This is a genomic window from Pseudomonas tremae (assembly GCF_023278125.1).
In the GTDB taxonomy this organism is placed as follows: domain Bacteria; phylum Pseudomonadota; class Gammaproteobacteria; order Pseudomonadales; family Pseudomonadaceae; genus Aquipseudomonas; species Aquipseudomonas tremae.
The window spans coordinates 1201421-1220390 of the sequence record NZ_CP066270.1; the positions used below are offsets into that span (position 1 = coordinate 1201421).

The 18970-nt window shown below is 59.1% G+C and carries 16 protein-coding genes; 2 read left to right on the forward strand and 14 right to left on the reverse strand.

What is annotated here, in order from left to right; translation table 11 throughout:
• The first annotated feature begins 44 nt into the window (after positions 1 to 44).
• On the forward strand, positions 45 to 1064 hold the full coding sequence (locus I9H09_RS05540; RefSeq protein ID WP_122347548.1) for an SMP-30/gluconolactonase/LRE family protein: 1020 nt from the start codon (positions 45 to 47) through the stop codon (positions 1062 to 1064).
• Between the two features lie 33 nt (positions 1065 to 1097).
• On the opposite strand, the gene I9H09_RS05545 is transcribed toward I9H09_RS05540, so the two are convergent.
• On the reverse strand, positions 1098 to 2375 hold the full coding sequence (locus tag I9H09_RS05545; protein ID WP_122347547.1) for a sensor domain-containing diguanylate cyclase: 1278 nt from the start codon (positions 2373 to 2375) through the stop codon (positions 1098 to 1100).
• 364 nt (positions 2376 to 2739) lie between these two features.
• On the opposite strand from I9H09_RS05545, the gene I9H09_RS05550 reads away from it, so the two are divergent.
• Complete coding sequence (locus I9H09_RS05550) at positions 2740 to 4110, forward strand: GntT/GntP/DsdX family permease (RefSeq protein ID WP_005891494.1); 1371 nt, start codon at positions 2740 to 2742, stop codon at positions 4108 to 4110.
• 106 nt (positions 4111 to 4216) lie between these two features.
• Here the strand turns inward: I9H09_RS05550 and I9H09_RS05555 are convergent, their stop codons facing one another.
• From I9H09_RS05555 to I9H09_RS05615, 13 genes are all read right to left on the reverse strand, one after another.
• Positions 4217 to 6460: a putative bifunctional diguanylate cyclase/phosphodiesterase gene (locus tag I9H09_RS05555; RefSeq protein ID WP_122347546.1), complete on the reverse strand. Its 2244-nt coding sequence runs from the start codon at positions 6458 to 6460 to the stop codon at positions 4217 to 4219.
• Positions 6461 to 6824: 364 nt separating this feature from the next.
• On the reverse strand, positions 6825 to 7511 hold the full coding sequence (locus I9H09_RS05560) for a GntR family transcriptional regulator (RefSeq protein ID WP_024671288.1): 687 nt from the start codon (positions 7509 to 7511) through the stop codon (positions 6825 to 6827).
• Entirely contained in the window at positions 7508 to 7903 is a 396-nt protein-coding gene (gene hpxZ / locus I9H09_RS05565; protein WP_054990365.1) for an oxalurate catabolism protein HpxZ, read from the reverse strand. Before hpxZ ends, I9H09_RS05560 begins: the two co-directional genes overlap by 4 nt.
• Positions 7903 to 8580 (reverse strand): cysteine hydrolase family protein, encoded by a 678-nt coding sequence (locus I9H09_RS05570; protein WP_122347545.1) that lies wholly within the window; start codon positions 8578 to 8580, stop codon positions 7903 to 7905. Before I9H09_RS05570 ends, hpxZ begins: the two co-directional genes overlap by 1 nt.
• On the reverse strand, positions 8577 to 10115 hold the full coding sequence (locus I9H09_RS05575; protein WP_183142487.1) for an ABC transporter ATP-binding protein: 1539 nt from the start codon (positions 10113 to 10115) through the stop codon (positions 8577 to 8579). The genes I9H09_RS05570 and I9H09_RS05575 overlap by 4 nt, the downstream gene beginning before the upstream one ends.
• Positions 10112 to 10798 (reverse strand): biuret amidohydrolase, encoded by a 687-nt coding sequence (biuH, locus tag I9H09_RS05580; RefSeq protein WP_054990362.1) that lies wholly within the window; start codon positions 10796 to 10798, stop codon positions 10112 to 10114. Before biuH ends, I9H09_RS05575 begins: the two co-directional genes overlap by 4 nt.
• Before the next feature lie 5 nt (positions 10799 to 10803).
• On the reverse strand, positions 10804 to 11820 hold the full coding sequence (locus I9H09_RS05585; protein ID WP_122347543.1) for a formamidase: 1017 nt from the start codon (positions 11818 to 11820) through the stop codon (positions 10804 to 10806).
• 25 nt (positions 11821 to 11845) lie between these two features.
• Positions 11846 to 12766, reverse strand: coding sequence for an ABC transporter permease (locus I9H09_RS05590; protein ID WP_122311927.1), 921 nt, complete (start codon positions 12764 to 12766; stop codon positions 11846 to 11848).
• The gene (locus I9H09_RS05595; RefSeq protein ID WP_005891510.1) at positions 12759 to 13871 is read right to left on the reverse strand and encodes an ABC transporter permease; all 1113 of its coding nucleotides are present in this window, start codon (positions 13869 to 13871) and stop codon (positions 12759 to 12761) included. Before I9H09_RS05595 ends, I9H09_RS05590 begins: the two co-directional genes overlap by 8 nt.
• 9 nt (positions 13872 to 13880) lie before the next feature.
• The gene (locus I9H09_RS05600; RefSeq protein ID WP_122347542.1) at positions 13881 to 14990 is read right to left on the reverse strand and encodes a BMP family ABC transporter substrate-binding protein; all 1110 of its coding nucleotides are present in this window, start codon (positions 14988 to 14990) and stop codon (positions 13881 to 13883) included.
• A gap of 15 nt (positions 14991 to 15005) precedes the next feature.
• Complete coding sequence (atzF, locus tag I9H09_RS05605; RefSeq protein ID WP_122347541.1) at positions 15006 to 16811, reverse strand: allophanate hydrolase; 1806 nt, start codon at positions 16809 to 16811, stop codon at positions 15006 to 15008.
• A gap of 228 nt (positions 16812 to 17039) precedes the next feature.
• Positions 17040 to 17420, reverse strand: a complete 381-nt coding sequence (locus tag I9H09_RS05610) for a glyoxalase superfamily protein (RefSeq protein ID WP_122311930.1) — start codon at positions 17418 to 17420, stop codon at positions 17040 to 17042.
• 37 nt (positions 17421 to 17457) lie between these two features.
• Entirely contained in the window at positions 17458 to 18882 is a 1425-nt protein-coding gene (locus I9H09_RS05615) for a sugar porter family MFS transporter (RefSeq protein WP_005891516.1), read from the reverse strand.
• Between the last annotated feature and the right edge of the window lie 88 nt (positions 18883 to 18970).

Sequence of the window (18970 nt, forward strand, 5' to 3'; positions counted from 1 at the left end):
CGTGGCTCTGGCCTTTGCGCCTATTGAATGACAGGACGAAGCACATGAATCGATTTTCAAGTCATCCGGGCAAGAAAACCTCAGTGCTGGTCTTGGGTGTTGCGCTTTTGGCTGCCGGCGCAGCGATGGCTGCCGATGTGACGTCGACCGTAAAAGTCGAGGCGCTCGACACGCGGTTTGCGGCACTTATTCAGCCCGATGCGCAAGCACATCTGCTGACTGCCGATGCGCAGTGGGCGGAAGGCCCTTTATGCCTGCCCGGTGGTGGCGTGATCTGGAGTGACGTGAAGGCTAACAAAGTCATGAGCTGGAAAGAGCAGGGTGGCGTCAGCACCTTGCTGGATCCTGCTCATTATCAGAATGGGCGGGCGCGGGATTCCAAGGGCCATATCGTTGCAGCCTCCCACGGTGAGCGTGCGATTGTGCGCCAGGGGCCGGATGATCAATGGCGCACGCTGGTCGATCGGTATCAGGGCAAACGGTTGAACAGTCCCAACGATGTCGTAGTCGATGATCGTGGCGGCATCTGGTTCAGTGATCCGACCTTTGGTGTCTTGAACGAGGCAGAGAGCTATGGCGGCAAGCCGGAGCAGGGCGGGGAGTATCTCTACCATTACGATCCGGAGCACGACACCCTGACCAGGCTTGATACACCTGGACTTCATTCGCCCAATGGTCTGGCCTTTTCACCTGATAAACATCTGTTGTACGTGGCCGATTCCCAACTGGCTCATGACTTCAAAAACTCGAAGCTGGCACACAGAATCATGGTCTATGAAGTGCGTGATGGCGCGCTGAGCGCCGGTAGAGTATTCGCTGACATTGCGCCCGGTATCCCGGATGGGGTCAAGGTCGATGCGCAGGGTAATGTCTGGAGCAGCAGTAAAGAGGGCGTTCAGGTGTTTTCTGCCAAAGGAGATTTGCTTGGCAGGCTAAAGGTTGATGCCGAGGACACAGGCAACCTCGCTTTTTGTTCGACAGGGTCACAGCACTGGGTTTACATCACCGCCGCCAATAAGGTGCTGAGAGTGCCCGTGCTGGTTGCCGGTAGCCAGCGGCCATAAGACCAGGGCGTCAGATCACGGCACGCGGTCGTATCAATAAGCCGTGTGGTCGGTCTTCGCACTCTCTACACGGTTCCGGCCAAGGCGCTTGGCTTGATAAAGCGCCTTGTCCGCTCGCTGAATGAGGCTCGCTGCCGTTTCTCCGGGGTCCAGTGCTGCCACGCCTAGAGAAATGGTCACCGAGCCGGTTTCCGGTATCTCCAGACCTTCAACGCCCTTGCGAACGCGCTCCGCCAGTTCGACTGCCTGTTTCAGTGAGCTGTCGGGCACAAGGATCAGAAACTCTTCGCCGCCCCAACGGGCCGCCACATCGTGCGTACGAATCTGGTGTTTAAACATGGACGCAACGCTTTTCAGGGCGGCGTCGCCAGCAGGGTGGCCGTGCTGGTCATTGACCCGCTTGAAATGGTCGATATCACAGATGATGAGGCTGAACGGATTACCCGTTAGCCACGCGTTACTGATCATGCGCTCCAGGGTATGTTCGGCGGACCTTCGATTGTCCAGGCCAGTGAGTGTATCGCTGTGAGCAATCTCCAGTAACTTCTGTTCGCGACCCAGCCGTGTCGTCACGTCCTGGCTGATGCTGACGTAATGAGTGAGGGTGCCTTCGACGTTGCGCAGCGGAGAGATGCTGTGTTCCGCATAAAACAGCGAGCCGTCCTTGCGCTTGTTGATGAAGGTGGTGCGAAACGGCTCGCCGCTTGCCAGCGCTTCATGAAATTGTCCATAAAACAGTTCATCGTGTTTGCCTGAACGAAGCATTCGCGGGTTTTGACCAATGATCTCTGTCGAGCTGTAGCCCGTGACCTGCTGAAAAGCTTCGTTGGCAAATACAATAAGCGCGTTGCGATCTGTGATGATAATCGGGTCTAACGCCGCATTCAGTGCTTGTGCCAACAGGTGTTGCTCGCGCTCAGCCTGGACGCGAGGGCTGATGTTTTGCTGGACCGACACGAAGTTGCACAGGTTGCCTGCATCGTCATGCACCGGAGAGATTTTCCACTCGACAATATACGGGCTGCCATCGGCGCGGTAGTTAACTGTCGATCCTTCAAAAAAGAGTTTATCGCTCAAACACTGGCGCATCCGCGCTATTACCTGAGGGTCGGTGTCCGCACCTTGCAGGAATTTTGGCGACAGGCCGATCAATTGCTCTGCTGTATAACCCGTCATCGCACAGAATGCCGGATTGACATAAACAATGAACGGACCCCCTTCGGTCAGCGTGGCGTCGGTTATCAGTACCGCATTGAACGACTGCTCGACCACGGCTTCAAGCAGGGCAAGACGCTGGCTGGATGAGGTCATCTGATTTCCTGTCGAGTGATCCGCTAACTGATCGTGGCGCTGACCAGACAAATGTGAGGCAATGCCGGGTTGATCGCAGGCCCTGTCGCTTTGACCGCACACTCTGAACGCTCGTTGCATTTCCACTATACCCACATCAGTTGTAGGGCGCATCTTGCCTGGAACGGATGGACTTCATGGCCCGGACGACTGCCGAAACTGCCAGGTACTCAAGTGCAGACGAAGTCGGCAAACTGAATATTTAGCTGCGACGCTTGTGGGTATTCCGGTATCTTTTGATGAATTGAAACCAATTGTTTCGAATCTTTCTGTCTCTCGGCGTCGAAAGCGCCTGAGCTGGATACCAAACGTTAGGGGTACTGTGTTGGATCTGTCTTCTGCGGCCTGGGTGTTCCATGACACCCGACTGATTATTTGTTGCCTGATTGCGATCACCACGATCATCGTGCTGATCAGCGCTACCAGGCTTCCTCCGTTTCTATCTATTCTCGTGGGCACGTTCATCGCCGGAATAGGCGCTGGTTTGCCCGCCGAGTCGGTTGCCAAGGCATTCAGCAAGGGTGCAGGCAGCATTCTCGGTGAAGCGGGGATCATTATCGCGCTGGGTGCGATGCTGGGGGCCTTGATGGCCGAGTCCGGTGCTGCGGACCGGATTGCTTCCACCTTGCTCAAGTTGGGCAAGGGCAGGACGCTGCCCTGGATCATGGCGCTGGTGGCAATGGTTATTGGCCTGCCGTTGTTCTTTGAAGTGGGACTGGTCCTGATGGTGCCGATCATCTTCGTGATGGCGCGTCAGTCCGGGCAGCCTCTGCTGAAAATCGCTATCCCGGCACTTGCCGGCATGACCACGCTGCACGCATTGATGCCACCCCACCCAGGACCGCTGATCGCGGTCAGTGCCTTGCACGCAGACCTGGGCCTGACCATGCTGTTGGGGTTCTGCATTGCGGTGCCAGCGGTGATTTTCGCAGGCCCGCTGTATGGCAACTGGTTGTCGAAGCGCATGCACATTGAAGAACCCGCCGAGCTGGGCGAGTTGTTCAGTGCCAGACCCGATAACCGTCGCCAGCCGGGGTTCGGCATCTCGCTGTTGATTATTCTGCTGCCAGTGATTCTCATGCTCGGCAGCACCCTGGCCAAGGTGACGATGGAGCCTGAAAGCAACATCGCACTGACCTTGAAGTTTCTCGGTGAGCCGCTGGTCGCTCTGGGTATCGCGGTGCTGGCAGCAACGGTTTGCCTGGGCTGGGCGAATGGGCTATCCCGCGAGCATGTCGGCGGGACGCTGCGTAAAAGCCTTGCGCCTATCGCCGTACTGTTGCTGACCATCGGTGCCGGTGGTGGCTTGAAACAGACATTGCTGGATGCCGGGGTCAGTCAGACCATCAGCAAGGTCGCAGAAGGCGCGCATATGCCTTACCTGCTGCTGGCCTGGCTGATCGCCGTGGCGTTGCGCCAGGCCACTGGTTCAGCCACTGTGGCGACCACCACCACAGCGGGCATTCTTGCACCGATGATGGCCGGGCTTGCGCCGATCCAGGCATCGCTGATTGCCCTGGTAATTGGTGCAGGTTCGGTGTTCTTCTGCCATGTAAACGATGCCGGCTTCTGGATGGTCCGTGAATACTTTGGCCTGCAACTGAAGCAGACCCTCTGGGTCTGGTCCGTGCTGCAAACGATTGTCTCGGTGACAGGGCTGATAGGAACGTTGCTGTTGTGGCACTGGCTGGTGTGAGGGGGTTGGCCGCCTCGGTGAAATGGCCGTTTATGTAACGGGGGGAGGCATACCTCTACCCCGCTTGATTGCCACAAACCCTGCAGCAAATCATTTGATTGCGGGGTCAGGCACCGCATACCGCGACAGACCGGATAACGTGCTCAAGTGCTTCTGACCGCATGGGTCTGTTCAGAAAGTAGCCCTGAAAATACGGGCAGCCCATTTTATGCAGGCGGTTGTACTGTTCCTCTGTTTCCACGCCTTCAGCGGTTATATCCAGATCAAGCGCCCGTCCCAGAGACAGGATACTGCTGACGATCGCCTCGCTCCGGTCGTAGGTCATCATGCGCGAGACGAAAGACCGGTCTATCTTCACCGCATCGATAGGGTAACGGTCTATGTAGCCCAGTGAGCTGTAACCGGTGCCGAAGTCGTCCAGTGCCACCCGCACGCCAAGCTGTCGAATCTGGCGGAGAATCTCTGCTATCTCGTCCGGTTGATAAAGAAAGACCGATTCGGTGACTTCTATTTGAAGTTGCGTTGCAGGCAACCCGGTTACCGCAATGATCCGGGTAACCTGATCGACGAATCCGGGATGGCTTAGTTCTTTTCCGGACACATTGACGTTGAGTCTCAAGTCCAGATGAGAGAACGCCTTGCGCCATGCCTGCACCTCGCTACAGGCTTTGTTCATGACCCATTCGCCCAACTCGTGAATGATGCCGAGGTCTTCGGCAATAGGGATGAACGCATCCGGTGAAATAATGCCCATTGAGGGGTGATCCCATCTGACCAACGCCTCGACGCCCACCAGATCTTCACTGTCGCTGCTGTAGATGGGTTGGTAGAAGACCAGGAAGTCCTTGTCTTCGAGGGCCTGGCGCAAGGCGTTCTGGATCACCAGCGTATCAATCGCCGCTTCGCGCATCGAGGCGTTGAAGATGCTCCAGCGTCCTCTGCCTTGTTTCTTCGCAGAATACATTGCCACGTCTGCGTCACGCAGCAAGTCCTCCGGCTTTGAGTGGCTGTCGCAGGCGGTGACTATGCCGATGCTGCAGGATATGAAGATGTCCTGACCTTCGATCTGAATGGCTGCATGCAACTGACTGACAATGCGCTCTGCCATTCTGACTGCCGTCTCCGGCTGATCCTTGCCTATCAGCAATATTGCAAACTCGTCACCACCAATTCGTGCCAGCACATCATTGGAACGTACACAGTTTTGCAACCGGTTGGCCACGCGCTTCAGCAACTGGTCGCCGGCCAGATGGCCCATGCTGTCATTGACGACTTTGAACCCGTCCAGGTCCAGAAACAGCACCGTCGCACGTTCGTATTGCGGGTCAAGGTTTTCAAATGCCTGGGTCAACTCATTCATGAGGTAGGCGCGGTTGTAGAGTGAAGTCAGTTCATCATGGAACGCGATATAGGCGAGCTCCTCCGAGATGCGCTCGCGCTCTTCCAGGCGGCTCTGCAGGGCCAGTTTTTCTTCCCATTCCAGACGCGCTCGTTGAGCCAGGTGCTGAGACTCCTTGCGCTCGGTGATATCCCGCTGCACGGAGACCCAGTGAGTAAACCAGCCTTTCTCGTTGGCCACCGGCACGATGCTCAGTTCGACCCAGAACTGACTGCCGTCCTTGCGCGTGTTGACCAGTTCGACTTCGACCGGCCGCCAGTGAGTGAGTGCTTCGCGGATGACGTCCAGGGTTTCACGACTGGTGTCTTCGCATTGAAGTATCCGGGGTGTCTGCCCGATGACTTCTGCTTCGGTAAAACCCGTTATAGCCAGGAACGCCGGGTTGCAATAGACGATGCGAGGCCCCGGCAGATCGATCGGCTCGGCTTCGGTAATCAGAATCGCGTCGTTGGCATTGATGACCACTGATTCAAGCAGCCGCAGCCTTTCGATGGAGCCCAACAACGGGTTGGCGGTTTCGGCCTCACGATCAGGTTGCAGGTAGGTGCTCAGGTGAGCCGCGTGGGTCTGAAGCGCGTACCGTTGCGCAGCACTGAAGCTTGCTTTGGGGTCGCTACTGCTCAGTAGAACAGCACCCAGCAACTCGCGCATCGACCCGCGTATGGCAACGTAGATCAGGGTGCATCGGTCGCTGTCTTGCAGAGGGGCCTTGGGGCTGTCGTGGCCTACCCATACCACATCGCCATAAGACGACAGCGTTCTTAGCGACACCTCGTCGACAGAACAGTCTCCGCTGCCAAAGCGGGCAGCCTGTTCCCAACCCGATGCCCCTGGCACCATCAGCGAACCCAGAGAACAGCACGCAGAGTGGGCGGCAGCCTTCAACACCTCTGCGATGCGGTCATGATTCGAAGGTGCGCTCTGGTCGCGCTCGTCGCCCTGATGGCTCATCTGACTATTCCTGTAATTCACTCAACGGTGCCCGGTATTTCATCGCCTCAATGCCGGGTGATAACTAAATGCCATCAATTGCTGAATAGTCCGACCGACACGCCAATGAAAGGTTGCAAAAGACAGCAACTGGCCTGATGGAGATGCGGAGTTGATGATGGCTTGCACGAAGAAGAGCATCGCTGACGGGAAATCAGGCTGCCTGAGTGGTCATTGCGACGAACGCGCAATCAGGCTGTTATTAATTGGCCCATGTGGCGGAGCACAGCGGGCCGCGCGCCATAACGTTCATGGCGCGGCGATGATCAACGGATGGTGAATGAGGCGTGTGAATGAAGTGTTCTAGAAGGCGGCAGCGTTCTTCTCACGCCTCATAGCGCCGTCGCGCGTCGCTGAGCATGGATATCGTCAGTTTGCGCACTTCCAGTTTGCTGATCTCCACGTGCGAGCGCAGTAGCAGGAGCGCTTCGTCGCGCTTGCGCGCCTGGAGTGCATTGAGAATGGCGGCGTGCTCAAGGTAGGTGTGTTCGATGCGGGCGCTTTTGAAGAAGTCGAGCCGCCTGACGATGCGGATGCGTTCGGTGACTTCCTGATGAATACGGGCCATTTCCAGATTGCCCGAGGCTGCGACCAGTTGGGTGTGGAACTGTTCGTCGAGGTCGGCGACGACTTGCATGTCGGTCTGCCAACTGTCGCGATCAATCAACCAGTGCTCTCGCAGAGTGGTGAGCTCGGGATGCACGTCGGCGGATGCGCAGATACGTTCGATCGCCGCGCACTCAAGCACGATACGCAAGTCATAGAGCTGGTCGATCTGGTTGAAATCCAGCGGCCTGACCGACCAGCCGCGACGGAACTCCACGTCCAGGTAACCCTCGCGTTGCAGGCGGTACAGCGCGTCACGCACCGGGGTTCGGGAGACCTGGTAACGGTCCGCCAGTTGCGTTTCGGTGAACCTGTCATAGGGCAGCAGATAAAAGTCGAAAATTTCCTGTTTCAGCCGGCGATAGACGTCTTCTGCCAGTGCATTGGTGGTGTTCGGGGGATTCAAGGGCGTGGCTCCAGGCTGCTCAGGTCAATGCTGACATGTGCAGCAACGACTTTCCAGCCGCCGTCCAGACGTGCCCAGGTCTGCATTTGCCGCCCCAGACGCTGAGTAACGCCATCGTGAAATTCGGTGCTGACGGTGGCGAAGTCTTCTCCAAAAGTGCTGACCACCGTACGCAGCAGCGTGCGCCCCGGCCCGACTGGCTGACACTGGCGTCGATATCGCGCAATGCTGTCGGCACCGTGCAGGTTCTCTGCGACGCCGTAGCGCACAGTCTGTTCGGAGTTCCAGAAGTACGCATCCAGCGTGGTCAGTTCATTCGCCAGCAACGCGCGTTCGTAATCTGCGAAAGCATGGGTGACTTCGGCGACTACGTGAGGAAGGTTGATGTCCATTACTGCGTACTCCTTGCAGGTAGAGCCTGCTGCACGTCGGCGAGCGATGCCACTCGGCCGACGATTGCGTTCTGCGCTGTGATCATGTCCAGCGTGGCCTGTTTGAAGGCCGGAAAGTAGCTGTCGGTCGCGTCCTCGATCAGCAGGCAGCGATAACCCCGATCACAGGCCTCGCGCATGCTTGTCTGCACGCATACTTCAGTGGTGACGCCAGCGAAAATCAGATGAGTGATGCCCGCCTCAGTGAGGCGCAGGTGCAGGTCAGTGGCGAAAAACATGCCTTTGCCCGGCTTGTCGATGACCCACTCGCCGGCAACGGGCGTCAGCGCCTCGATAATCTGATTACCGGGTTCCCCTTGAATCAGTATGCGTCCCATCGGGCCAGGGTCGCCGATGCGCAAGCCTGGCAAACCGTGATCAATTTTGGCCTGTGGGCAGTCGGACAGGTCCGCAGGGTGGGACTCCCGGGTATGAATCACGATCAGATCCTGTTCGCGAGCCAGCGCAAGCAGCCGCTGCACCGAAGGTATGATGGCTTGCAGCAGTGTGACGTCATTGCCCAGTGCAGCGCCAAACCCGCCGGGCTCGAGAAAATCTCGCTGCATGTCGATGATCACCACGGCGGTCTGCGACAGCTCGCAACCGAAACTGTCCGGGCGCGCATTGATGCGGATCATGCCGGTTGCTCCGAAAGCTGATCGGCGCCGGCCATGTGGCGGCCCAGTTCGGTGCGATCGGCGACTGTTGCGCGGGTTTCAAAGACCAGTTCGCCGTCGTGGATGACCACGATCCGGTCTGCCAGGCTGAGCAGCTCGTCAAGGTCCTCACTGAGCAACAGGACCGCTGTGCCGTTGTTGCGCGCATCTATCAGACGCTGATGAATAAGCGCCACGCTGGCGAAATCCAGGCCGAAAACAGGGTTGGCGACGATCAGCACAGCCACGTCATGGGTCAGCTCGCGGGCCAGTACCGCACGTTGCACGTTCCCTCCGGACAAGGTGCCGATTGGCCTGTTCGGGTCGTTGGGCGAGACCTGAAACTGCTTGATCAAGGTTTTTGCCTGAGCACCGATGGCTCGTCGATCAAGGCGCCAGCCCTTACACAATGGCGCCTGATCGAAGTTGCGCAGTGCCAGATTGTCGGCGACGCTGAAGGTGCCGATGCAGGCGTTGCGCAAAGGTTCTTCGGGCAGGCTGAACACCCGCAGGCGCTGCATCTGCTCGCGCCGTGCGTGGTAGGGCTGGCCATCAACCGCTATTTTCCCTGCGCTGAATGGCCGCTGGCCGAGCAGGGCTTCGGTAAGTTCGCGTTGGCCATTGCCAGAGATGCCCGCAATACCGACGATCTCGCCCGGATGAACGGCCAGAGAAAGGTTTTTCACGGCCAGGGTGCCCTTGTCACCAGGTACATCAAGGCGCTCTACCTGCAACTGAGGTGTACGTGAGGGCATCTCCGGACGCTCGTTGCTTACGCCGCGAACCTCGGCTTCGCCCATCATCCATGCGGCCATTTGCCGAGTAGTGGTCTCGGCCACTGCCGCTGTGCCCACCCAGCGACCCTTGCGCAGTACCGTCACGTCGTCTGCATAGGTGCTGACCTCACGAAATTTGTGGGTGATCATCAGCACAGTAAGTTCGCCACGGTGCGCCATCGCCTGCATAAGCCCCAGTACTTCGTCGGCCTCTTGGGGGGTGAGTACCGAGGTAGGCTCGTCGAGAATGATCAGCCGGCGTTCCAGATACAACTGTTTAAGGATCTCCAGCTTCTGTTTCTCACCGGCGGCCAGGCTGCTGACCGGCCGATGAATATCTAGCCGAAATGGCATTTTCGCCATGAACGCTTCGAGGCGTTCGTACTCGCTGGCCCATTGGATACGCCACGGCAGATCATCCCGCGACAACACCAGATTTTCAGCAACGCTCAGCCCCGGCGCGACGGTGAAGTGCTGATACACCATACCGATCTGCAACTGGTGAGAGTCTCGAGGGCTGTTGATCGCGTATTCCCGGTTATTGACCAGAATGCTGCCTGATTGCAGCGCGCTGTAGCCGATGATGCCTTTGACGAGTGTGCTCTTGCCGGCCCCGTTCTCGCCGAGCAGGGCGTGAACGGTGCCGGCGCGGACCTTGAACGACACTTCGTTCAGTGCGCAAAAACTGCCGAAATACTTGCTGGCGCCGATCGTTTCCAGGCTCGGGGCACGCATGCTCATGCTTCCCACAGGTCGCGAAGCATCGACGAATGGCCGACTGCGCCGAACACGCCGCCCTGCATCTTGACCATGCTCAATGCGGCGGCATGGTTGGCAGGGTCGGTCGCGCCGCAGCAGTCTTCAAGCAGCAGGCATTCGAAACCGCGGTCATTGGCTTCGCGCATCGTGGTGTGCACGCATACATCGGTGGTGATACCGGTCAGGATCAGGTTATCGATGCCCCGCGTGCGCAGGATCAGCTCCAGATCGGTGGCACAGAACGAGCCTTTGCCTGGCTTGTCGATCACGATTTCGCCGGGCAGCGGTGCCAGCTCGTCGATGATTTCCCAGCCCGGTTCGCCGCGTACCAGTATCTTGCCGCAGGGGCCTGCATCGCCGATTCCTGCACCGATGCGCTGCGAGCGCCAGCGTTTGTTGGCTGGCAGGTCACTGAGGTCCGGGCGATGGCCTTCGCGGGTATGGATGATGCTGAAGCCGAGCGGCCGCATCACGGCCAGTAGCGCCTTGATCGGCTCGATGGGCGCACGGGTCAGCGCCAGGTCATAGCCCATGCTGTCCACGTAGCCACCCACGCCGCAGAAATCCGTCTGCATATCGATCACGATCAGCGCCGTGTTGTGTGCATGCAGTTGACCGTTCCAGGGCCAGGGGTAGGGCGCCGATGCAATATGACGTTCGCTCATGGCGTTTACTCCTTCCAGCTGCTGGGCGTGGGTTTGAACTCGCGCTCGGGTGCGGCAAAACCGCACGCGCTGCCGTCGGTATGCACCACGTCGTTCTCCCATGGCAGACGGTACTGGCCTGCCGTCAGGTCGTGCATGTAGGTGTAAGGGCAATCCTGAGCGCCGCCCTTGACCGCCACATAACCGCGATGGCCGAACTGATAGATGTTGTTCTCGAAACCCCAATGCACACGCGCCTCGCGGACCAGATCAGGTCGCAGTTCGCAGCAGACGATTTCGTCGGCCCTACCACCACCTTCGGCCATGATCGTGCCGTCGAAATCGACGAACATGGCTTCGCCCATCGAATCGAACGTGCCATCGGAGCCGCACATGCACACGCTCGCGGTCTGCATGAGGTTGGTGAACGCGTTGCTCTGGTTGGTGATTTTCCACGAGTGACGGATCGGAGCCGTGTAGCCAGCGGTGCGCAGCATGATGTCGGCACCTTTGTAGGCGCACTCGCGGGCCATTTCCGGGAACATGCCGTCGTGGCAGATGATCAGCGCCAGCTTGCTGCCGCGCGGACCGTCGCATACCGGAATGCCCAGATCGCCCGGCTCCCAGGGCTCTACCGGTACCCACGGGTGCAGCTTGCGGTAGTACAGGCGAATGTCGCCAAGGTCATCGACGATCAGGCCGCTGTTGAACGGGTTGCCGTGGGGGTTGGCCTCCATGATCGAGAAGCAGCCCCATATGCTGTATTCCTTGCACGCCTCGCGCAGCGCCATGACTTCCGGGCCATCGAGGCTGCACATGATGTCTGGCGCGGTGCTCATCGACAGGCCGTGCAGGGAATACTCGGGAAACACGATCAGGTCCATGCCTGGGTTACTGCGCCGCGCCTTTGCCACCATGGCGACCACTTTCTGGGTTTGCGCCCACAATGCCTCGCGGGTATGGGGATCGGGCAGCGCCAGTTGCGCCAGGCCGATCACCACGCCGTTGGGCGATTTGTTCAAACCACCAAGACCACTGGCCATGTCATGCCTCCTCGAAAAGATCGGTTCAACGCGTCAGGCTGAGTTCGCCGGGCGCGCCATTGAGCGTACGCCCGCGGCGGCAAGTGGCGTACATCACCACCAGCGTCAGCGCGTAAGGTGCTGCTGCAAACAGGTAGTAGCCGGTGCTGATGCCCACAGCCTGCAAGGCCGGTCCGATGGCCCCGGCGGCACCGAACAGCAGCGACGCCCACAGGCATGCCAATGGCCGCCAGCGGGCAAAAATCACCAGTGCAACCGCCATCAGCCCCTGACCGCTGGACAAGCCTTCGTTCCAGCTGCCGGGGTAGTAGAGCGACAGATAGGCCCCGCCAATCCCGGCCAGCCCGCCGCCGATTGCGGTGGCCACAACTCGTACCTTTAGCGGACGATAGCCCAGCGCCTGGGCGGTTTCGGCATGGTCGCCGACCAGCCGCAGCATCAGCCCCCACCGCGTAGTACGCAGCCCCCAGTGCAGGACGAACGCCAGTGCAGCGCCGACGAAGAACAGCACGTTGATGTTCAGCGCCGAGCGCACGCGCTCTTCGGTACTCCAGGCCCCCAGCGCCAGTGAAGGCAGCATCGGCGCTTGTGGCTGGATGAAGGCTTTGCCAAGGAAAAATGCCAGCCCGGTGCCGAGCAGAATCAGCGCGATGCCGAACGCGATGTCGTTGACCCTTGGCAGCGAACAGGCCAGGCCGTGCAGGAGGCCCAACAGAATGCCGACCCCGGCCGCTGCGCAGACCCCCAGCCATGCCGAGCCGCTCAGGCACGCTACGGCATAGCCCGACATCGCACCGGCAACCAGAATGCCTTCCAGCCCGAGATTGATCCGACCGCTTTTCTCGGTCAGGCATTCGCCCAGGCTGACGAATAGAAACGGCGTACCGACGCGGATCGCCCCGGCCAGCAAAGCAAGCAGAAAGGTGCTCAGGTCGATGTCAGACATTTTGTAACGCTCCTTTGTCATCGACCGGTGGCTGCGGCGTCGTCAGCCTGATTTTCCAGGCGGCAATGCGCCCGCCAAGGGCTTCCCACAGCAGCAGGTTGGTGAACAGCAGCCCTTCGAGAATCAGCGTGGTGGCGTCCGGCAGCCCGAGCCGTCGCTGCAGCAGTCCGCCGCTGGCTTCCAGCCCGCCCAGCAGCACGGCGCAGACGATAATTGCCAGCGGATGATGGCGCGCGGCGAATGCCACAAGAATGCCGCTGGTGCCATAGCCTGCAATCAACGCGGCGTTCGCGCTGCCTTGCACCGCCGTCACCTCGAGCATGCCGGCCAGTCCTGCTGCCGCGCCACCCATAAGGCAACTGAGCAGAATCAGACGGTCCACCGGCAAGCCGATCATCAGGGCTGTACGCACGTTGCCGCCGACCACTGCCAGGGCAAAGCCCTTGACGCTGTGGCGCACCAGCACATACGCCAGCAGGCAGGCAACCACACCCGCCACCAGGCCCCAATGCACCTCAAAACCGTCGCTGATCGTACCGACCAGGTAGGCATCGTCCAGCGGTGGGGTCGAGGGCTTGTTCAGGCTTGCCGGATCACGCAGCGGGCCCTCCACAAGTTGTCGGAACAGCGCCAGAGCGATGTAGGAAAGCAACAGACTGCTGATCGTCTCATTGACCCCACGGCGCTGGCGCATCCAGCCACTCAGGCCGATCCACAGAGCACCCACGGTCATCGCCGCCAAGGCCATGCCGCCGAGCATCAGTGCTGGAGGCAGATGGCCCAGCCATAGCGGTGTAACTGCCGCCGCCAGTCCACCGAGTACCAGCGCGCCTTCGCCCCCGATTATGATCAACCCGGCCCTGGCAGGCAGGGCGACGCAGAGCGCTGTGAGCATCAACGGCGCTGCACGCTGCAAGGTATTTTCCAGCGCGAACCAGGAGCCGAACGCGCCTTCGCCGACCAACTGCAGAGCCTGCCACGCGGGCTTGCCCTGAACAGCCAGAAACAGCCCGAACAGTACGCACGAGGAGCACACTGCCAATAGCGTAGGCAGCCCCGGCAACAGCGCGCTGGCCAGACCGCGCAGACTTTTGGATGAACTCATGAACGTTCCTCAGAGCTGGCCAAGCACACCTTCGACCAGGTAATTCATGCTTTCCAGCGCAATGTCGGTCTGGGTTTGTGTCACGCCATCGGCAATCACTACCGCGCCCTTGTTGTCCTTGAGCGGCCCTTTGAAGATCACGAACTGGCCTGCCAGCATCTGCGCTTTGATGGCGTCTGCCTGTTGCTTTGCTTCAGCGTTGACGGCCGGGCCGTAGGCGGAAGTCTTTACGAAGCCTTCCTTGAGCCCGCCACGCAGAAAGTTGATCATCGGCGCGCCGCTCTGGGCTGCTGCGACGTGGGCGCGATAAGGTGTTTCCCAATTCCATTCGGCGCCTGTCAGGTAGCCTTTGGGTGCCAGCGCCGCCTGGCTGGCGTGATAGCCACAGGTCATGACGCCGCGCTTTTCGGCAGTCTCGACGATGACTTTGGGACCATCCACATGGCAGGTCAGCACGTCGCAGCCTTGATCGATCAAGCCGTTGGCGGCCTCGGCTTCTTTGACCGGCAACGACCAGTCTCCGGTGAAAATCACCGTGGTGACAATACTCGGGTCTACCGAGCGTGCGCCCATGGCGAATGCGTTGAGATTGCGCAGCACTTGAGGCACGGGTTTGGCGGCCACAAAGCCGAGCTTTTTGCTCTTGCTCATGTGCCCGGCAACCACGCCGTTCAGGTACTGCGCTTCGTCGATATAGCCAAAAAAGCTGCCAGCGTTCATCGGATCCCGGCCTTTCTGCCAAAGGCCACCGCAGTGGGCGAAACGCACGTCCGGGTAATTTTTCGCGACCTTGACCACATGCGGCTCGAAGTAGCCGAATGAGGTTGGGAAAATCAGTGTCGCGCCGTCCTGATGTATCATGGCTTCCATGGTTTTCTGCACCGCCACGGTTTCCGGGACGTTTTCCTCTTCGATGACTTTAACGTTGGGCAGCGTCTTGATAATGGCGGCTGCCTGCGCGTGGGCCTGGTTGTAACCAAAGTCGTCGCGAGCGCCGACGTAGATAAAACCCACCACCAATGGTGCGTCGGCTGAATAGGCACGACCAAAAGGCAGCGCTGCGCTCAGGCCGATAATGCCCGCCAACTTGATGAAACTGCGACGATCGACGTTCGACATGCGTGCTACCCCTGATCAATGAGCGATGAAAGATGTTTGCGCGGCGCGGTAGGCGCGCCAGCCTTTGAAATCAGTGATATCCAGCGCGCCTTCAAGGCCGGCGGGTTCACAGATGAAGCCCTTGACCCACTGGCCATCGGCCAATTGCAGCGAGCCGATGCCCAGCGGTGCTGGAATGGCCGCGACGAAAGCCCCGAACAGGCTCAGCGGGATCTCCCAGACTTCGACTTCGATGCAGGCGCCTTCGGCAGCCACGCGCACCAGGCCCGGTTTTGGCGGAGAAGTGCCTGCCAGTGCGTACAGGCGGTAGTCTGCGCTGGTGGTGGTCGCGCGCAGCAGGCGGGCACTGCTTTCCAGCAGTTGCCAATTGAGCGGTTGACCGACCAGGTGCGCGCCAACCACAGCGACCTGCACGGTCGGGCTGTTGCAGGGCAGGGGAGCCATCGCAATGGCCTCGCTCTGGTCTGCATTGCCGAACAGTGGCTGCCAGGCTGCTGCCATCTCTGCCAGACGCTGATCGGCACCCGCCGGCCCGATCAGGGTGATGCCCGCCGGTAAACCATCTGCACGATCTGTCGCCGGAATGGCAATGGCGCACATGTTCATCAGGTTGACGAAGTTGGTGTAATAACCGAGTCGGGAATTGAGTTCGACCGGGTTTTGCAACACCGCCTCGATGGTCGGCATGCACGGTGCGGTCGGCACCACCAGCACATCTACCTCTGCCAGCAATTGCTCTGCGGTGCGGGTCAGTTCTTCTAGGCGGTAACGGGCGTTGAAGGTATCCACTGCGTCGAAGGATGCAGCGCTCTGCATGATGCCGCGCACCACCGGATGGATATCGTCAGCGTTGGTGTCAAAGAATTTTCCCACTGCCGCACGCCGTTCAGCCACCCACGGTCCTTGATAGAGCAGGGCTGCTGCTTCGGCAAAAACGTCAAAATCGATCTGTGTAATGGTTACCAGTGGATCGTCGTGCAAGGTCTCCAGCGCTTTTGCATACGCCGCTTGCGCCTGTGTATCGCCGAAGAACTCGCAGTCCCGTGCGACCGCGACACGTCGGGCCCGGCGCAGCACCGGCAAAGCCTGAACAGCAACACTGCCTGGGTCCAGCGAATCGTAAGCCGCAATAACCTGCGCCACTTGCCAGGCCTGCATCACATCCCTGGCAAATATGGACGGGCAGTCCAGCGTACGGCAAGCAGGCACAACACCTCGACTGCTGAACAGTCCAAGACTGGGCTTGAGCCCGACGATGCCATTGAAGCCTGCAGGCACTCGGCCCGAGCCAGCCGTGTCTGTGCCCAGTGCAAAACTCACATAACCACGTGCTACCGCCACCGCCGATCCCGAACTGGAACCGCCGCTGACATAGGCCGGGTCAAGAGCGTTGCGCACCGGCCCGTAGGGCGACCTGACGCCTACCAGCCCGGTGGCGAACTGATCGAGGTTGGTCTTGCCGATCAGAATCGCGCCGCTGTCGAGCAGCAGCTGTACGACGTGAGCATTCTCCTTGGGCACATAGGCGAACGCCGGGCAGGCGGCCGTGGTAGGCATTCCAGCTACATCAAAATTGTCCTTGACCGCAAACGGCACACCGAACAACGGCAGTTGTTCATACACCGACTCGCCCAGCGCTCTGGCCAACTTATCCAGCGCTGCCGCCCGGTCGATGAGGTCTGGCAAGGACACACGATGAATCCAGACTTCTGTTCGATCGTCCTTATCAATGTGCGTCGTCAGGGTGTTTACGAACGCTTTCAGGTTCACATCGCCTGAGCGTAAAGCCGACTGTAATTCGAAAATGTCGAGTGCGGTCATAGTGGTGTTCATTCATGTATACAAGATGAATAAACACATTTGCAGGTTATGGGCCAATGTTGGCCGAGCCTTGATTTGCAGGGAAACGGAACGCGGGAAGAGACTTTTTCGACGCAATCATGCGTCATGCTTGCGCTTGAAAAACCCGACATGCCCAACGATGGGGCATGCCGGATTGGTTATTCGTAAGCTCAAACTCAGGACCTGAGCAACGTCAACAGCGTTTGCTCAGCTCTCGCAGAACCTGATCCGGTTGCCGAAAGGGTCACAGACTTCCAGTACCTTGCCCCAGCCTTGCTGAACAATAGCCGGGCGCGCATAACCATACCGTTTGCCGATCAGTTCATCGCGCAATTGCTCGATGTTCTGAGTCGGTATGAACACTGCCGCCCCTGGGCAGGCATCGCCATGATGTTCGGAAAGGTGCAGGTGCAGCCCGTTTCGGACGATCCCCAGATACAGCGGCAGATCAGCCTCGAAACGGTGCTCGAACTCCACGCTGAAACCGAGGAAGTCGAGGTAAAACTCACGCGCCTTGCGTTCGCTGAACATCCGCAGTATCGGGATGGCACTGCTGAAAGTGGCAGTGGTTTGCTCGGTCGTGGACATGGCTAATCCTTTAGGTGAGGGCGACTGTTCAAGAGGGTTAGAGCTCTTTCTTCAAGTGCTTCTCGATCTGCTCAAGCGACTTGCCTTTTGTTTCCGGCAGGCACAGGAAGACAAATATCAGTGAGCCGACGTTGATGGCCGCGAAGATAAAGAACGTCGGGTTGCCGATCGTATCGACTGCGATAGGGAAGGTAAACGCTACCGATGCGTTGAACAACCATTGCATCGACACCGCCGTACCGGTCAGCAATCCTCGTACCTGCATGGGAAACAGCTCGGACATCAGCAGCCAGTACACCGGCGAAATACACATCTGCATGAACAGCAGAAACACCAGAATGCAGGCGAGAGCGGTGTAGCTCTGCGTCAGGTTCTGCGGCATGAATTGCAATACACAGCCCAGTGCAGCCTGCATCAGAATCACGATAACCAGACCGGTCATCAACAGATGCCGACGCCCGTAACGGCCAATGGCCCATATCCCCAGCAGGGTCGCGATGACCGATACCACGCCGTTGCCGATGGTCGCGGTCAGCGCCGCATTGGTGCCCATCCCGGTGTTTTTAAGGATGATCGGCGTGTAGTACATGAACGCGTTCACACCTGTTAGCTGCGCGGTGAACCCCAGGCCAATACCGATCAGCAACAATTTGATGACCCAGCGCTGGCGCAATAACTCCTTGGCTTTTGGACGATGGCGAGCCTGCTCGTCCTGCGCTTTCATCTCGTCTATTTCACGCTGCGCGTCTTCCTTGTTGGTGCGCAGTTGCCCCAGTACGTCATGCGCTTCGTCGAAACGACCCTTGGACGCCAGCCAGCGTGGCGAGGGCGGCACGAAGAATGTTCCGACCAGTAGCAACACGCCGGGCACCATCGCGATGGCCAGCATGTAACGCCAGATACCCGGTGTATGCAGCAATGCCGCCATGACCGCGCTCAGCACATAGGCGAGCAACTGGCCACTGACGATCATCAGTTCGTTACGACTGACCAGCCGGGCACGACGTGAAGGGCCCGCGATTTCAGCGATGAACACTGGCACTGTTGCCGAGCCGCCGCCCACTGCGATACCCAGAAGAAGGCGCGCAGCCACCATGAACGGTATGGAAGGCGCAATGGCGGTGCCCAGCGCGCCGGCGATGAACAGCACCGACAGCAGGCGCAGCGTCAGACGCCGTCCGAAACGGTCAGAGATGTAGCCGCTGGCAAGCGAGCCAAATGCGGCACCGACGATCAGCGAGGCAGTGACCATGCCTTCGCTGTAAGCATCCAGACCGAGCCCGCCCTGATCGACAGGCAGCGTCATGAAGGGCAGGGCACCTGCAATGATGCCGGTGTCATAACCGAACGCGAGTGCGCCCATGGTTGCCACGAGCACGGAGATGAAGATGAGTCTGTTGGGTGAGATGTTTTGCCGACCTTGCTGATCAGCCGCTGATACTGAAGTGCTACCTGAAGACATGAATCTGAAGTCCTTCGTTTGAAACCAGCGTCGTGCCAGTACATAGATGTCAGGCTTAGGGCGGTGTCGGTCTTGCTAGTTCCCTACA

What these genes read in the sequence shown, in the direction of transcription:
- I9H09_RS05540 (WP_122347548.1), top strand. Translation starts at nt 45, where the DNA reads ATGAATCGATTTTCAAGTCATCCGGGCAAGAAAACCTCAGTGCTGGTC.
- I9H09_RS05545 (WP_122347547.1), bottom strand. Translation starts at nt 2,375, where the DNA reads ATGACCTCATCCAGCCAGCGTCTTGCCCTGCTTGAAGCCGTGGTCGAG.
- I9H09_RS05555 (WP_122347546.1), bottom strand. Translation starts at nt 6,460, where the DNA reads ATGAGCCATCAGGGCGACGAGCGCGACCAGAGCGCACCTTCGAATCAT.
- hpxZ (WP_054990365.1), bottom strand. Translation starts at nt 7,903, where the DNA reads ATGGACATCAACCTTCCTCACGTAGTCGCCGAAGTCACCCATGCTTTC.
- I9H09_RS05570 (WP_122347545.1), bottom strand. Translation starts at nt 8,580, where the DNA reads ATGATCCGCATCAATGCGCGCCCGGACAGTTTCGGTTGCGAGCTGTCG.
- I9H09_RS05575 (WP_183142487.1), bottom strand. Translation starts at nt 10,115, where the DNA reads ATGAGCATGCGTGCCCCGAGCCTGGAAACGATCGGCGCCAGCAAGTAT.
- biuH (WP_054990362.1), bottom strand. Translation starts at nt 10,798, where the DNA reads ATGAGCGAACGTCATATTGCATCGGCGCCCTACCCCTGGCCCTGGAAC.
- I9H09_RS05585 (WP_122347543.1), bottom strand. Translation starts at nt 11,820, where the DNA reads ATGGCCAGTGGTCTTGGTGGTTTGAACAAATCGCCCAACGGCGTGGTG.
- I9H09_RS05590 (WP_122311927.1), bottom strand. Translation starts at nt 12,766, where the DNA reads ATGTCTGACATCGACCTGAGCACCTTTCTGCTTGCTTTGCTGGCCGGG.
- I9H09_RS05595 (WP_005891510.1), bottom strand. Translation starts at nt 13,871, where the DNA reads ATGAGTTCATCCAAAAGTCTGCGCGGTCTGGCCAGCGCGCTGTTGCCG.
- I9H09_RS05600 (WP_122347542.1), bottom strand. Translation starts at nt 14,990, where the DNA reads ATGTCGAACGTCGATCGTCGCAGTTTCATCAAGTTGGCGGGCATTATC.
- atzF (WP_122347541.1), bottom strand. Translation starts at nt 16,811, where the DNA reads ATGACCGCACTCGACATTTTCGAATTACAGTCGGCTTTACGCTCAGGC.
- I9H09_RS05610 (WP_122311930.1), bottom strand. Translation starts at nt 17,420, where the DNA reads ATGTCCACGACCGAGCAAACCACTGCCACTTTCAGCAGTGCCATCCCG.
- I9H09_RS05615 (WP_005891516.1), bottom strand. Translation starts at nt 18,882, where the DNA reads ATGTCTTCAGGTAGCACTTCAGTATCAGCGGCTGATCAGCAAGGTCGG.